This is a genomic window from Chitinophaga vietnamensis (assembly GCF_902167635.1).
GTDB lineage: Bacteria > Bacteroidota > Bacteroidia > Chitinophagales > Chitinophagaceae > Chitinophaga > Chitinophaga vietnamensis.
The window spans coordinates 517345-531402 of record NZ_CABHMS010000004.1 but is presented as its reverse complement, the minus strand read 5'-3'; the positions used below and the strand labels follow the sequence as shown (position 1 = coordinate 531402).

General features: G+C 46.3%; 14 protein-coding genes. 1 reads left to right on the top strand and 13 read right to left on the bottom strand.

All coding sequences use genetic code 11. The features are described 5' to 3' along the window. Positions 1-5 precede the first annotated feature (5 nt). The 13 genes from FPG75_RS13415 to FPG75_RS13355 all read right to left on the bottom strand — a co-directional run bounded on the left by FPG75_RS13415 (position 6) and on the right by FPG75_RS13355 (position 13226). Positions 6-1187: a putative sugar nucleotidyl transferase gene (locus FPG75_RS13415; RefSeq protein WP_143307368.1), complete on the bottom strand. Its 1182-nt coding sequence runs from the start codon at positions 1185-1187 to the stop codon at positions 6-8. Positions 1188-1254: 67 nt separating this feature from the next. Next, a complete protein-coding gene (locus FPG75_RS13410; protein WP_143307367.1) occupies positions 1255-1506 on the bottom strand; it encodes a type B 50S ribosomal protein L31 in 252 nt (83 codons plus the stop codon). Between the two features lie 72 nt (positions 1507-1578). Then, complete coding sequence (locus FPG75_RS13405; protein WP_143307366.1) at positions 1579-2070, bottom strand: YajQ family cyclic di-GMP-binding protein; 492 nt, start codon at positions 2068-2070, stop codon at positions 1579-1581. A 114-nt stretch (positions 2071-2184) separates the two neighbouring features. Next, positions 2185-2913, bottom strand: coding sequence for a head GIN domain-containing protein (locus FPG75_RS13400; RefSeq protein WP_143307365.1), 729 nt, complete (start codon positions 2911-2913; stop codon positions 2185-2187). Positions 2914-2963: 50 nt separating this feature from the next. Next, positions 2964-4043, bottom strand: coding sequence for a DUF4097 family beta strand repeat-containing protein (locus FPG75_RS13395; RefSeq protein WP_143307364.1), 1080 nt, complete (start codon positions 4041-4043; stop codon positions 2964-2966). Then, positions 4027-4590 carry a hypothetical protein gene (locus tag FPG75_RS13390; protein ID WP_143307363.1) on the bottom strand — a complete coding sequence of 188 codons (564 nt, stop codon included), beginning with the start codon at positions 4588-4590 and terminating at the stop codon, positions 4027-4029. The genes FPG75_RS13395 and FPG75_RS13390 overlap by 17 nt, the downstream gene beginning before the upstream one ends. After that, positions 4590-5156, bottom strand: coding sequence for an RNA polymerase sigma factor (locus tag FPG75_RS13385; RefSeq protein WP_143307362.1), 567 nt, complete (start codon positions 5154-5156; stop codon positions 4590-4592). Before FPG75_RS13385 ends, FPG75_RS13390 begins: the two co-directional genes overlap by 1 nt. Positions 5157-5468: 312 nt before the next feature. Continuing rightward, positions 5469-7949, bottom strand: coding sequence for an outer membrane beta-barrel family protein (locus FPG75_RS13380; RefSeq protein ID WP_143307361.1), 2481 nt, complete (start codon positions 7947-7949; stop codon positions 5469-5471). Between the two features lie 334 nt (positions 7950-8283). Then, entirely contained in the window at positions 8284-9207 is a 924-nt protein-coding gene (locus FPG75_RS13375) for a DUF2167 domain-containing protein (protein WP_143307360.1), read from the bottom strand. Positions 9208-9394: 187 nt separating this feature from the next. Then, complete coding sequence (locus FPG75_RS13370) at positions 9395-10906, bottom strand: arylsulfatase (protein WP_236652785.1); 1512 nt, start codon at positions 10904-10906, stop codon at positions 9395-9397. Positions 10907-10953: 47 nt separating this feature from the next. After that, entirely contained in the window at positions 10954-11379 is a 426-nt protein-coding gene (locus FPG75_RS13365) for a hemerythrin domain-containing protein (protein ID WP_143307359.1), read from the bottom strand. A gap of 6 nt (positions 11380-11385) precedes the next feature. Continuing rightward, a complete protein-coding gene (locus FPG75_RS13360; RefSeq protein WP_143307358.1) occupies positions 11386-12684 on the bottom strand; it encodes a prolipoprotein diacylglyceryl transferase in 1299 nt (432 codons plus the stop codon). A 128-nt stretch (positions 12685-12812) separates the two neighbouring features. Continuing rightward, positions 12813-13226 carry a BrxA/BrxB family bacilliredoxin gene (locus tag FPG75_RS13355; protein ID WP_143307357.1) on the bottom strand — a complete coding sequence of 138 codons (414 nt, stop codon included), beginning with the start codon at positions 13224-13226 and terminating at the stop codon, positions 12813-12815. A 236-nt stretch (positions 13227-13462) separates the two neighbouring features. Here FPG75_RS13355 and FPG75_RS13350 point away from each other — a divergent pair, with 236 nt between their 5' ends. Then, positions 13463-13915: an Hsp20/alpha crystallin family protein gene (locus tag FPG75_RS13350; RefSeq protein ID WP_143307356.1), complete on the top strand. Its 453-nt coding sequence runs from the start codon at positions 13463-13465 to the stop codon at positions 13913-13915. The last annotated feature ends 143 nt before the right edge of the window (positions 13916-14058 follow it).

Below are 14058 nucleotides of genomic sequence, written 5' to 3'. Positions count from 1 at the left end.
AAGTTTTAAAGGTCTTGCTGCTGATTGCCCGCATGCACTGCTTCCAGTATCCGTTGTTCTGCATGGCCCCACTCACGCCCTTTCATCACCATCCATGCCTTCGCATCGCGCAATGCCGTTTCCAGCCGGTAATTTCCGGTACTGTCTTCATTGCCCCAACTGAAAGAACGCAGGAATTTCGGTGGAAAATTCCCGCCGAAAATATTACAGGATACGCCGATCACGGTGCCTGTATTCAACATGGTATTGATGCCGCAACGGCTGTAATCTCCCATCAGCACGCCGCATTTCTTTCCCGCGGAAACCGCTTCCCGCCTGGCTTCCAGCCACACGCGCACGTCCGATGCATTATTCTTCAGGTTAGAACAGGAAGTATTGGCGCCCAGGTTACACCACTCTCCGATCACTGCATCTCCGATATATCCGTCATGCCCTTTGTTAGAATAGCCAAAGAACACGCTGTTCTTGATCTCTCCACCACCCGTGCAATGAGGCCCTAATGTGGTAGCGCCATATATCTTCGTGCCCATTTTCAATACCGCCTTCTCTCCCATGGCAAAGGCCCCGCGGATCATACAACCTTCCATCACCTGCGCGTCTTTACCAATATAGATAGGCCCTGCGCTTGCGTTCAATATGCTACATTCCACGCTGGCGCCGGGTTCCAGGAAGATATGTTCCGGCGCGATCACCTGGTTTGAAGAAGATAAAGGCGCACTAACACGGCCCTTCGTCAACAATGCAAAATCATCGCGGATAGCTTTGTCGTTGAGCGCAAAAATATCCCATGGCATATGAATACCCAATACCTTGCCCGGATAATTTTTTCGCGCACCGGCGGGCAAGAGATGTACCTCCCTGCCCCGTATCACTTTGGCCACAAGTTGATTGCTGGCATATAGTTCCTCGTCCGGCTTCAGCTCCTGTATAGCAGCCACCAGTGCGGCATCTGGCAGAATATGACCACTGATGAGCACATTGGATGCCTGCTCATCACCTTTATGTAAAGGATATTTTTCCTGTAGATGAGGGATAGTAAAATGGCTGATGCCCGTACCTAACCAACGCTCCCATTTCTCCTGGATGGTAAGTATACCTACCCGGCAAGCGGCGATGGGCCTTGTATGTGTAAAGGGGTATAACAAGTCACGTACGGGCGTGTCGAAAAGAATATAATTACGCTCCATAAGCGCTAAAAATAAAGAATCCCATCGAGAAGCCGATGGGATTCTTTAAAAATATTTTTCTAAACGACTAAGCTTTCTTAGCGTAACGTTTGTTGAATTTATCAATACGTCCTGCAGTATCCACCAATACGTTCTTACCAGTATAGAATGGGTGAGAAGTATTGGAAATCTCCAACTTGATCAACGGATACTCATTGCCATCTTCCCACTTTACAGTTTCTTTGGAAGGAGCAGTGGAACGGCTTAAAAAGCTGTGTCCGTTTGACATATCTTTAAATACCACAAATCTGTAACTTTCTGGATGGATTCCCTGTTTCATATCAAAATTTTGTAAATGCAGAGTGCAAAGGTAAGCTATTTTCCATTACACTCAAACTAATTTCTAAAAAAATCAGGATTTCATATTCACATATTGCAGGGGAATACCCAGGTTCGATGTCTTCATCGTCTGTATAACCTCCTGTAAATCATCGATCTTCTTACCGGTAACCCGTACAATATCGTCCATAATGGCCGCCTGTACCTTCAAACCGGAATCTTTGATCAATTTCACGATCTTCTTGGCATCTTCCTGTTTAATACCATTCCGCACCGGTATCTCCTTCTTATATACCTTACCACTCTGGTAAGGTTCCTTACTCTGGTCGTAGATGGCTGCATCCAGGCCCTGGCGCATCGTTCTGCTGACCAGCACATCCAGCACCTGCCCCAGCTTCATATCACTCTCCACCTCCAGGTTCAACACCATATCCTTCTTGTTCAGTTCTATGTTTACGTGTGAGTCCTTAAAATCAAACCGGTTGGTGATCTCCTTTTTTACAGTATTCACGGCATTATCCAGTGTCTGTAAATCTACTTTGCTAACAATATCAAAGGACGGCATAACTGATAAAATTTAATGTATAAGCTGCTTGTTCCGGCCACAAATATAAAAAGAAAAAGCAGGTAGTGAACTACCTGCTTTTTTGGGAAAAACACCTTATAACCTAAATCTGAATCACAATTTGGAAATGTTACCTCTGCCGGAAACGGACTGCTGAATGGCAGGGCAGCCTTTATACTGCACATTACCATTGCCGGAAACGGTCACACTCAGCGTTTTAACGGCGTTCACCTTGGCATTGCCGGAACCGGAAATACCGATCTTCACATCCTGCGATTGCAAGTCAACGGCATCAATATCAGAGGCGCCGGATGTACCATAACTAGCATCATTGGCACGGCCTTGCAGATGTATCTTGCTGGCGCCGGAAGTACCTACAGACACTTCATCGGCATCGATATTCAGATTACACTCTGATGCACCGCTGGTACCCAGGCTCAAATGGTCGGTACGCAACTGCCCTTCACTGCGGAAACCGCTCGCCCCGCTGGATTCGAGGCCGGATACCTCTTTCATGGTCACATACACGGTCACCGGTTTGGTGGTACGGATATGTTCTCCTTTTTTAGTATAGATCTCCAGCTTGCTGCCGCTGATCTCTGTAACAATGTAGGGCAGCAGGTTCTCTTCCGCCTCTACTTTTATGGTGTGGTCATTACCCTGGCGGATCACCACTTTGTAAGGACCCGATGTGCTGATTTTCTTGAAGGGAGATGCTTTCCGCTCTTCCTGTTTAACAACGCCGTTGCCGGTGATCTCACTGTAACGGATAAACGAAGAAAGCAGGAAGGCTGCCAGTACAAATGGCAAAGCAATTAATAGTTGTTTACGGAGTATTTTCATAGCGTACAAAATTTTTCAGATTTTAGAATGGCGTTTTATTAAGTTATTTATTACATCGCATCCAGGTGTATATCAGCATTGGTGCCTTTTATCTTCAGCGTCGGCGATTGCTCGCTGCCGGCGGCTGTTTGCGCTGTATATGCCAATGAAGATGCTTTCTTGTTGGATGTTACATTTTTCAGCTCCAGCCCGCCGGTTTTCAAATCGCCGAATACCAGGTTGATGTCCAGCTGCAAAGACAGCTTCCGCGGAAAATTCAGTTTGAGATCGGCAAAGGTGAGATTAAACTCTCCTCCTTTAAAGGCGCTGCCCATCCTCTTCGCAGAGAAGTCGCCGTAAGTCATGCGTACAGATGCCTCGGTCGACAGTTCCCCCAGGCGCAGATCTGTATAGGTAGTATGTGCATCGATCGTACCCACACGTTCCATTTTGTAATCATCATATGTACCATGTACTTTAAGATCGTTAACATAGGTCACCACGTAACTACTGTAGTTGGAATGGGTGGTCAATCCATCCAGCTGCTCGCTGCGCAGGCTGGAGTAATTCCCGTTTACATTTACGTTGCCGGCTTTACCGATCTTTCCCTTATCGCAGTAATTGATGCGCAAGGTTACATCCGCAGCCTCACGAATATCATAGGTACAATAATTCATGGAAAGCGTAACGGGGAAGTTGAATTTGTCCGCGATCACATCTCCGAAATTATTCTCTATCATCATCTTTCGTAATGATCTCGGTATGTACACATCATAGTCGATATTCACAAAGTCCTTTGAGTCGATCTTGCTGCCCCAGGAAAACCAGCTGCCGCCTTTACCTGGCGTGTATACCGTGCGCAGCTGCACAGACGAGCTGCCGCCTTCGGCATTGATATCTACCATGTCGGCGATTTTTTGTGCATCGTCTTCATTTTTACCGAAGCCGGTAATCAATACAGTAGCCTTGATCACATTCTTATCCCAGCTATGGAAAACGATCTTTCCATATTTGTTGGAGATGCCGAGCACTGCGCCATCAGACACATTAAATTCCTTCGTGACAGTCTTTTTGTACGAGATATCGCCGGGGCGGGCCATCGCCAGCACGGGAAACACCAGGCACAAAAGCAGGTTAAATTTCAGCTTCATATTGTTTTTTTGATTGCTTTGGGGTTGCGTGTTTGGATTGCAACTCTTCCAAAATTTTATCGAGAAGATCAAGTTTGAGTTGGTAATACTTTACTATCGCTGCGCGGATCCTTTCATTGCCTGGGTTATTTTTTAGCTCTCGTTCCAGCATTTTGTAGGTATCGTTGCGAAGTTCCAATTCGTGGAGGGCGCTGCTGTCCAGCCCCAACTCTGCGGCCGGATAGGATTTGATCACTTCCAGTTTTTCTTCTATGCGGTTGGTGTAGAAATTTTTTGCTTCCACCATTTCAGGCGCGATCATCGCGAGTTCCGTGGTGTTATGGTGTTGCCTGCTGCGGTTGGTGAAGAAGAAAATTGCAGCGGCGTTGATCAGCAATACGGCTATCACGGCGGCTTTGAACCAGTTCTTTGCGAGAAGCCGTACCACTTTGCCCTGGCTGTTCTTACCCAGCTCCTTTTCCAGCGCATCCCAAATTCGGGGCGAAGGCCCGCGCTCTTCAAACTCCTCCCGGTGCTGCTGTATAAAACTTTCAAAATTGTCCGGCATTAACGAATATAATTTTGCTGATTTACAATCTGTCTTACTTTCTCCTTAGCCCGCATGTACTGCGTTTTGGCAGTCGATTCAGAAATGCCCAGCATTTCTGCGATCTCGCGGTGAGAATATTCTTCAAAAAGGTAGAGGTTCAAAACGGTACGATAACCATGCGGCAACGTTGTGATGGCCGACTTGATAGCGCTTACCGTCCAGGTGAACTGGTCTTCATCTACTGCCGCTTCTTCCGGCATCTCTACTTCTTCTACCTCTTCAAAATACACCTTTTTTTTACGGAGACTATTCAAACAGTGGTTCACCACTATTCTTTTGATCCACGCTGTAAGGCTGGTATCGTTCTCCAGCTTGCCGATGTTGCGGTGGATCTGTAAAAATGCCTCCTGCAAGGTGTCTTCTGCATCACTGGTGTTACCCGTCATCCGCAAACAGATATTATACATAGCTCCCGCATAGGCATCGTACAGTTCCCGGAATGCGCGAACATCCCCTTTCTTGCAGCGGTCTACTACATGCTCTGTTAATTGCGATTGATTCAAGTTACTGGCTGATGCTTTCATTATAAAGACAATGATTGTAAAAAAGGTTGCACGGGCCGGAACAATTTTCCGGGCGATTGGTGGGAAGAGTCAGGGAAATTTCAGTTTTACCAAGACATATTTAATTATCTTTTAATTATTTATACAGAAAGATGATTAATATATCTGTTAAAAAATATTTTTTTCAAATGTAGAAAGAATGAGAGTCCCTGATCTTTAAATTCCACCAAACGCGTGTTTTTTGTGACGAAATGAAAGAAAACGCGGCCTGACGAGAGGCCGCGTTACTCCATCCTTATATACCTAAAAAACCATCTTGAATCGAGATAAGGATTAGTTACCAGCCTGTTTCACGCGGCTCTGTTCTGCCTCCAGCCCGGTCTGGCGGTTACGGGCGGCCTTCACATTCGCATTACCGAAGCGGTAGGTGAAGGCAACACGCACCTGCTGCGCATCGTTCCTGGCGGTTACGGCGGTGTATCTGCCTGCATTATCGAAAGTGCCACGGAAGTAGTTCGTTCTGAAAACATCGGTCACGTTGAACTTCAGTATGCCCTTGCCTGCCAGTATCTTGTACTGCGCGCCCAGGTCCAGGCTCCAGATAGATTTCATCCTGAACAAACCTTCATCTGCTATCTGTGGTGATACATAGAAGACCACTGCTTCTGCCGACAGTTTCTTGTTAATCGTGAAGGTATGTTGCGTGCGGCCGAAAAAGCCCACTGCATTCAGTTTCACCGGGTTGTTATTCACCACCGTTTCATACATGTTGTAAGACAATGACGCAGTTGTGAAGCTGTTCCACCATTTGGTGATTGGCGCCGGTGCAGACATGCTCAGGTTGAAGTTGTCAGACTTGGCCACGTTGAGGTATTTATACCTTACGACCGTTGTATCGCCGGTAACAGGGTTCCTGTCAGCCTCCAGGATACGGGTGATCATATCTTTGGAATGCGCGTATCCGAGAGACGTGATCAGGAACTCCTTGAATGTATGTGTGATTTCGAAGTTGTTGGAATACTGCGGCTTCAGATAAGGGTTACCGGATATTTTCGTATATCTGTCCAGGTAGTAATCGAAGGGGTTCAGGTCTTCGTAGCTCGGACGCTGGATACGACGGCTATACGTTAATCCGAAACTGTTATTTTTATTAGCCTGCCATGTGAAAGCCGCGCTGGGAAACAGGTTCAGGTAAGTGGTATCATTCTCTACTGTTTGAGTACCGCCATTCCTGATATATGTTGAACGACCGTTAATATGCGTCTGTTCTGCACGGAGGCCCAATTGCACACCGAACTTTTTGAATTGTTTGTTGAAATTCACATAGGCAGCATTGATATTTTCTTTATAGATAAAATGGTTGGAGCGGGCCGTATCTGCGATCCAGTTGTTGAGGCGAAGTGAATCAAAGAGGGCGTTGTTATCTGTTTTTACAAAGCTCACTTTAACACCCATCTCCAGTTTTGCCTGCTTTTTCAACGGATGTATGTAATCGATCTTCGCTGTTTTAATATCGATGCTGGACGGCTGGTTGCTACGTGAGGTATCGCTGCCCAGCAGACCTTTGTTGCTGCCATCCCTCGTCAGCGCGTAGATCTGGGATGTTTCTTTATTAGAGTTGCGTGCATAGTCCAGGTCGATGTTCAGTTCCTTACCTGTAGTATCCAGGATGCCGCGATAGTTAATATTATACGCCCCTCTTTTCCAGGTGGAATTGTTATCGTTATTGGTGTACAGGATAGAATCCAGGGCTTTCCCGTTGCCGATATAGGTAGCGCCTCTGTTCGGGTTGTCGTGGCTGCGTGTAGACAGGTCCACCATCACGCCTATTGTGTTATTCTTGTTGATGAAATAGTCTGCCCCTATTTTTCCACCATTGTAATTGGATTGCTGGTGAATGGAAGTTGACTGATCAAACACCTGGTATCTGCCATTGTTATCATACATGGAGCGGAAAAGCCTGAGATCCTGCTGCTGTTCGCGGTGATTATAGTTATAAGAACCATACACGTTGAATTTCTCGGAACGGTTATTCAGGTTGAGGGAGCCGTTCCACCGGGGCCATGTGCCATAAGCGCCACCTACAGTCAGGTTTCCGTTGGTACCATAGTTACGGTTCTTTTTTAGTTTGATGTTGATGATCCCTGCGTTGCCCGCTGCATCATACCTGGCTGATGGGTTGGCAATCAGCTCGATCTGTTCAACATTGGAGCTGGGCATGCTTTTCAGCAATTCGGCAACATCCTGGGAGTTCATATTGGTTAGCTTGCCATCTATCATGATCATCACCCCGCTTTTTCCTTTCATAGAGATATTACCGTCTTTATCTACGGTGATAGTGGGCGATTTTTCCAGTACTTCCATAGCGGTACCACCAGCAGCGGTAATGCTGTTCTCTACATTCACCACCATTTTATCGGCTTTCTGTTCTACAAAAGGTTTGCGGGCGGTTACATCTACCCCGGTGAGGGTTTTGGTGCTGGTTTCCAGTGTAAGTGCCGGCAGCTGCAGGGTGGCGCCGTTCACGTCAAATACCTGGCTATATTTTTTACTCATGCCTACATAAGCGGCAGCGATGAGATACTTACCTTGTTTTACCTGCTCAAATTCATACTTGCCACTGATGTCTGCGATAGCGCCTTTTACCAGTGAAGAGTCTTTAGCTTTTAATAAAGTTACTGTTGCAAATTCTACGGGTTTATTGCCGGCTTGCATGATCTGGCCGGATACTTTAGGGCCATTCTGTGCCTGAGCCATCAATGCAGCGCTTAAAACACTCAATGTTAAGGTAAACGCTTTAAAATTCGGTTTCATATAAGGGGATTTAGACTTTTTAGTTTTTTAGATATATGTCTTCTATCAAGAACCTTGGTTTATCTACTACAGTAGTTTAACAACTACAATGTAAAGGTAGGTATTATGCATTGCATAGTACATAACTTTACACAAACGGTCAATAGATAGTGACGATCGGCGAAATTGAAAAGAACATTAGGAAGACGACCCGTCAGAAGATTAGTTGCAGAGGGCGGGGTGATTATTAAACAACGGCCAAAAAACGGGATAAACGGTTTTTGGGGAGAGATAAAAAACGGCACCCTTATATTAAGGAGTGCCGCTGGCAAGAAAAACAAGACATATTACTAATCTAATTAAGACTTTCATCAATCCGCATCACATTGCGGATAGATCTCCTCCGGTGGTGATATAACTGCATCGCATATACGAACAGCGCCATCCCGCAGGAAACCAGCAACAGCAGCCAGCTGTTTCTCAGGAATATCCAGAAATTTTGTGGAGAAAAGATACGTCCTACCATTACTGCTTCGGGCACCAACATGGCAAATTGGTCGGTGTGCGGGTTAAAGTCGCCATAGCTGTAGCCTTTCATAAAATGGATACTATTCAGTATGATCGGTATCTGGCGGCGGATAACGGGCAATTGGGAAATATCTCCTACTGCTGTGAAACAGAGCACGCCTTTACGCCCGGGCACCCGGATCTCATAATTGAGCATGGCCTGTCGCCCCTCGTCAAATTCCAGCACGCGCGGCCAATGCAAGGCCCTGGCCTCTTTATCATAGTAGGGAGCAAACGCCCAGTTGATACCGGTTACAGGCCCAAGCCCCTGTTGTATCAGCAACTTGTTATCTTCCTTCAGCGCCTGTTTCATTCTACGCAATAGCTCATCGTAATTAATATCGCTCAATCCTTTCTCACTAACATAACCGGTTGATTCGAAAGAAACTTCAAATCCCCACACGTCTTCATCCATGGGGCCTACCCCGTCAGGTAACAGCATCCCCACCATATCAGGGTTCTCACGGTTCCCCCATAGCCGGGCCACCAGCACCTTGCTTTGTGCGGCATCCAGAAAACGATAGCCATGCGGCACCTGCAATAAAGTACCACCCGGCAAAACCTGCTCGCCGGCATGATAGGTAAAAGAGGCCACTATTGAATCGGCCGGATCAAGCCTGTCGTATTTACTTAAGCTGTCCTCATTACAGGCAAACATTTTAAGGGGACCGGACAGGCAGATCATTAACAAGCTGCTAAAAAAAGTACACATTGCTCAAGGTAATTACAGCTCAACAAAAATGGAGAAAACTTCATAGCGGGTTTTCGGCTAGTACAAAATTAGTGTTGTCAACTGTTGTTACATTGCAAAGTAGATAAATTGGCGATGTGGGGAAATAACACGTTATCATCATTTCCACGAAAGCCCAAGCGGGCACTACCCCTACTGCGGCTGCATTTTATTTTTTAGTCAACTTGGGATCAATGAACTCCCAATCAGTGATATGCGCCCATCGATGCTCCTTTTTCATGATCGCTTCAAATTCTTTTGCCATTTCAGGGTGCGCAGCAGCTACATCTTTTGTTTCAGATGGATCATCGCGAAGGTTATAGATTTCCCATGGAGCATTGCGGTCTTTGCTCATATGGCTCTTCACGCCTTTCCAGTCGCCCTTGCGGATGGCCACCTGGCCACCTTTCTCAGGAAATTCAAAATAGAGATAGTCGTGTTGTTGTTGGGCCTTTTTATTACCCAACATTGTCGGCAGCATAGAAATACCGTCATTGTGCGGTGCGCTGATATTGGCCATGGCAGCCAATGTAGCCATCATATCATATTGTACGCATATCAGGTCACTTACGGCGCCGGCAGGGAAATGGCCGGGCCAGCGGGCAATAAAAGGTTCCCGGATGCCGCCTTCATAAAGATCTTGCTTGGCTCCCCGCAGGCCGCCATTGCTGTTAAAGAACTCCACGTCTGCGCCGCCAACAGAGAAAGTGGCACCGTTATCACTGGAAAACATAATGATGGTATTGTCATCGAGCCCCAAAGATTTGATCAGCTCCATTACCTTGCCCACTTCTGAGTCGAGATACGTGATCATCGCTGCATAAGTGGAGCGCGGGTATAACGTTGACGCATATCCTTTTTCGCCGCGGTAAGGCGTTTCAGGGAACTGGCCGATATAAGCCTTCACTGCAGAATCGGGCGCCTGCAACGATACGTGCGGCCCGGTGAAAGGAAGATACAGGAAGAAAGGCGCCTTGCTGTGCTCGCGAATAAATGCTGCGGCCTTCTCTCCCATCTTATCCATAGAATATTCACTACCCTTGAATTTATTGTAGGCGGCAGCATCCGTCTCATCTGGCCGCAGGCGTTGGTGCACGTTGATCACAGGATTATTCAGCATCACCTTTTGATCATTCTCCCATAAATGCGTGGGGTAAAAGTTGTGCGCCTGCTTCTGATCCATGTATCCATAAAAGTAGTCAAACCCTTGCTGGTTAGGGCTTCCGGTATTATAAGGCATTCCCAGGCCCCATTTGCCAATGGCTCCTGTAGTATACCCCGCCTGTTTGAGCATGCGGGCAATGGTCATGGTATTTTCCGGCAACGGCATCTGCCCGCCTTCGGTACTATCTGCGAAGCCGCCAAATTCATAATTACCGCGGATATAGGAATGGCCGCCATGGCGGCCGGTCATCAGCATACAACGGGCTGGCGCGCACACCGGCGTACTGGTATAGTGCTGCGTAAAACGTATCCCCTCTTTGGCCATCTGGTCGAGATGCGGCGTGCGGATCTTCTGCTGGCCATAGCAACCCAGTTCACCATAACCCAGGTCATCTGCATAGATATAGATGATATTGGGTTTCCTTGTAGAAGACTGCTTACGTTGCGCGGAAGCCAGCAGTGGCGTTACCGCCAATAGCCATAACATATACCTGCTGATGCGTGGTAATACTTTCATTGTTCGTCCGAAATGTGATGTTCAGACAAGATATGAAAAAGAGTGGATTATTCCAGCTTAATATTGTTGAGCAATGTTGGTAATTCCTGTTGAATGAGTTCAAAGAACACACGCTCCTCCTTGCGGATATGCGCTTCCAGGCTATTGGCCAGCAGGTCCATGGCATCGTCCAGGTCCACGCTTTCTGTGAGTGCGCTGTACATCCGGGATATCTGGCGGTGCTCTGCTTCCAGTTCCTGTATCATGGTATCGATGCCGGCATGATGGCCTTTGCATTTTTCGAACAGGTACTCTTCCTTCTGGATATGCGGCACCATCAGTTCCTGGAACACTTTCACGATATATTCAAACCTGGCCTGTGTTTCAAGGGGAAACCCTTCATATGGGGCAGCATCCTTTTTCAGATACCGGCATACAAAAAGCAGGCGCTTATGCTCATGCGATAAAGGCACTAAAGTAGTGTGACGTTGCATATAAAATCAGGAGACAGCCGTTGCGGTTGTATTGTTTTTGCGGCAATACCAGATGAATACGAATCCGCCGATCACCATCAGTGCGGAAATGATCTCCGCCTGCGTGGGATGGAAACCGAAGATATCGTATTTGGTGTTTACTCTTATTTTCTCAATAAAGAATCGTTCCAGGCCATTTAATATAAGGTAGATGCCGAAGATCACTCCAGGTACGGTTATTTTTTTGCGGATCGCCCAAAGCACCAGGAAGAGGCCAATGCAGGCAATGATCTCATATAACGGTGTCGGATATACGGCCACAGGCAACACTTTACAATATTGGCCATCACAGCCCGTCATCTGCACTCCTTCTTTCACTACATTGTGCGGATAACCATATGCAAAAAACCAATCGGGCAGAAAGCCCAGTGCAGCCGGCTTTTCAAAGGCGGCATGCGGTATATGGTCCACGCTCGGATATTGTTGCAGGAAGAAATTAGCATTTTTCTGTACAACGCTATTGAAAGCTGCCGGGGCTACTTTCACCACTTTACCGGTGCTGTCGGATGCATACGCACTGTTGTAGATACCCCAGTCGCCATCCCCTGCAAAGTGGCATCCCATCCTGCCGATGCCGTAAGCCAGCATCAACGCGGGTGCGGCGCTATCCACCAGGTGTTTGATATTGATCTTTTTCTTGCGGGCGTAATTAATAATAACGATCGACGCTACAATGAGGCCTCCGTAGAAAGTGAGGCCACTGAAGGAAATCAGCGAACCGATCGGGTCTTGTACAAAGTCGTTCCAGTTCTCCAGGTTATGGAATATCTTGGCGCCGATAAGACCAGCCACTGCGGCCATCACGGTGAAATCAGGCACGCGCTGGTGTGGCATTACCTGTATGATCTTCTCTTCAGGCTTGGCTTTCGCTGTTTTCTTCTTTGAATTGTATTTATACCATCCCATTGCAACGCCCAGGATCACGCCTGCAAGCAAGCTGCCCTGGGTAGACATGATATACCCTTGCAGATCCTGCGAGGCAGTGCTCCATTGGAAGAACAGTCCGAGTATTTTGAAACCTAAAAGGAAACCCAACAGGGCGTTGGCGATGATCTCGCTCTGTGAAGCGCCTTGTCCGATGATCACTTTTTCAGGCACGCCTTGTAACCATCCTAATTTTTCACGGCGTTTTAGTTCGTTGGTCAACACATATGCAGCTGCCAGGAATGCAACTGCTACAAAAAAGCCAAATGTCTGAAATATCTTGAGTACAGGGATTTCTAAGCCAAACAGGTCCTTAAACGCGTAATATAAATTAGGATACATAGCCTTAAAAAAAATTTGGTGATCTGAGTTTTCCTATGAACAAAGCCGAATTAATCACAAGGAAAATCAAACCACCAAAGTACGTAGCAAATTTGAATTTAGAAATTCAAATTTAGAGTTTTAAAGTTTTAGCAATATTGTTCAAAAGCGTCTGCGAGGTTAGCAGCAATCATCTGGGCTGAACGGCCTTCGATCATATGACGTTCAATGAAATGCACTAACTGGCCATCTTTAAACAATGCTATAGAAGGAGAAGATGGAGGATAAGGCAACAAGTGGGTACGGATCTGCTGCACGGCAGCGCCATCGAAACCGGCGAAGCTGGTTGTGAGCCTGTCTGGTTTCTTTTCGCTGTGCGCTACCGCCATCAGTACGCCCGGACGGGCAGTGCCTGCTGAGCAGCCGCATACAGAGTTGATCACCACCAGGGTTGTACCTTCTTTTTTCAATGTATCATCCACTGATTCTACCGTCAGTAATTCTTCAAATCCATTATCCGTCAATTCTGCCTTCATGGGCATTACTAATTCCGCTGGATACATATAATTATAGTTTTTTTTAGTTGAAGTTTCGACAAAGTTAAATATAAGGAAGCAAAAAGTAAAAAAATGGATGAGCAAGACGACTTTTTGACACAATTCAAACAATCATAAAGACAAAATGTCACAATCTGTAATGTTTTTACTAACAAAATAGCAGTTTTTCTGGCATGGTATCCCATTTGATCTGCAAGGAGTGTTGAACAAAAAAATGATTTAACACAAAAAAACTATAAACTATGACACTCGTAAAATTTCACAACAACGCGCACCCAAGAACCTTCAATGGCATCGTTGACGACATCTTTAATGGTGGATGGAGCAGGATCATTAAAGATGATTTCCTGACCAACGATTTCTTCAGTACTCACCCGCCGGTAAACATCGTAGAAACCAAAGATGCATTTCTGCTGGATGTGGTAGCCCCGGGCTTCAGCAAAGAAGATTTCAAGATCAGCGCAGATGAGAAAGCCATTACCATCAGCGCCGAAAGAAAAACTGAAACGAAAGATGAAAACGACAAACAGGTACGTCGTGAATTTACTTTCAAATCTTTCAAACGCTCTTTCTCTATCAGCGAAAACGTTGATGGTAGTAAAACCAGCGCAAAATATGACAACGGTATCCTGAAAGTAACCCTTCCCAAAAAGGAAAACAAACAGGATGCACCCAAGGAAATAGTAGTGGAATAAGGGATACGAAGGTCATCTCCACCCGGAAATGACCCGTAACATGGGGGTTGAAGAGGGAACGCCTTTCAGGTGTTCCCTTTCTTTTTTGTTTAACATTGATCGTGTATAATTCACACAAACGTTTAATCCTCCGTTGCCGATTT

Bases quoted from the DNA above. Each gene is read 5' to 3' on its own strand.
- FPG75_RS13415 (WP_143307368.1), bottom strand. From the start codon at position 1,187: ATGGAGCGTAATTATATTCTTTTCGACACGCCCGTACGTGACTTGTTA.
- FPG75_RS13410 (WP_143307367.1), bottom strand. From the start codon at position 1,506: ATGAAACAGGGAATCCATCCAGAAAGTTACAGATTTGTGGTATTTAAA.
- FPG75_RS13405 (WP_143307366.1), bottom strand. From the start codon at position 2,070: ATGCCGTCCTTTGATATTGTTAGCAAAGTAGATTTACAGACACTGGAT.
- FPG75_RS13400 (WP_143307365.1), bottom strand. From the start codon at position 2,913: ATGAAAATACTCCGTAAACAACTATTAATTGCTTTGCCATTTGTACTG.
- FPG75_RS13395 (WP_143307364.1), bottom strand. From the start codon at position 4,043: ATGAAGCTGAAATTTAACCTGCTTTTGTGCCTGGTGTTTCCCGTGCTG.
- FPG75_RS13390 (WP_143307363.1), bottom strand. From the start codon at position 4,590: ATGCCGGACAATTTTGAAAGTTTTATACAGCAGCACCGGGAGGAGTTT.
- FPG75_RS13385 (WP_143307362.1), bottom strand. From the start codon at position 5,156: ATGAAAGCATCAGCCAGTAACTTGAATCAATCGCAATTAACAGAGCAT.
- FPG75_RS13380 (WP_143307361.1), bottom strand. From the start codon at position 7,949: ATGAAACCGAATTTTAAAGCGTTTACCTTAACATTGAGTGTTTTAAGC.
- FPG75_RS13375 (WP_143307360.1), bottom strand. From the start codon at position 9,207: ATGTGTACTTTTTTTAGCAGCTTGTTAATGATCTGCCTGTCCGGTCCC.
- FPG75_RS13370 (WP_236652785.1), bottom strand. From the start codon at position 10,906: ATGAAAGTATTACCACGCATCAGCAGGTATATGTTATGGCTATTGGCG.
- FPG75_RS13365 (WP_143307359.1), bottom strand. From the start codon at position 11,379: ATGCAACGTCACACTACTTTAGTGCCTTTATCGCATGAGCATAAGCGC.
- FPG75_RS13360 (WP_143307358.1), bottom strand. From the start codon at position 12,684: ATGTATCCTAATTTATATTACGCGTTTAAGGACCTGTTTGGCTTAGAA.
- FPG75_RS13355 (WP_143307357.1), bottom strand. From the start codon at position 13,226: ATGTATCCAGCGGAATTAGTAATGCCCATGAAGGCAGAATTGACGGAT.
- FPG75_RS13350 (WP_143307356.1), top strand. From the start codon at position 13,463: ATGACACTCGTAAAATTTCACAACAACGCGCACCCAAGAACCTTCAAT.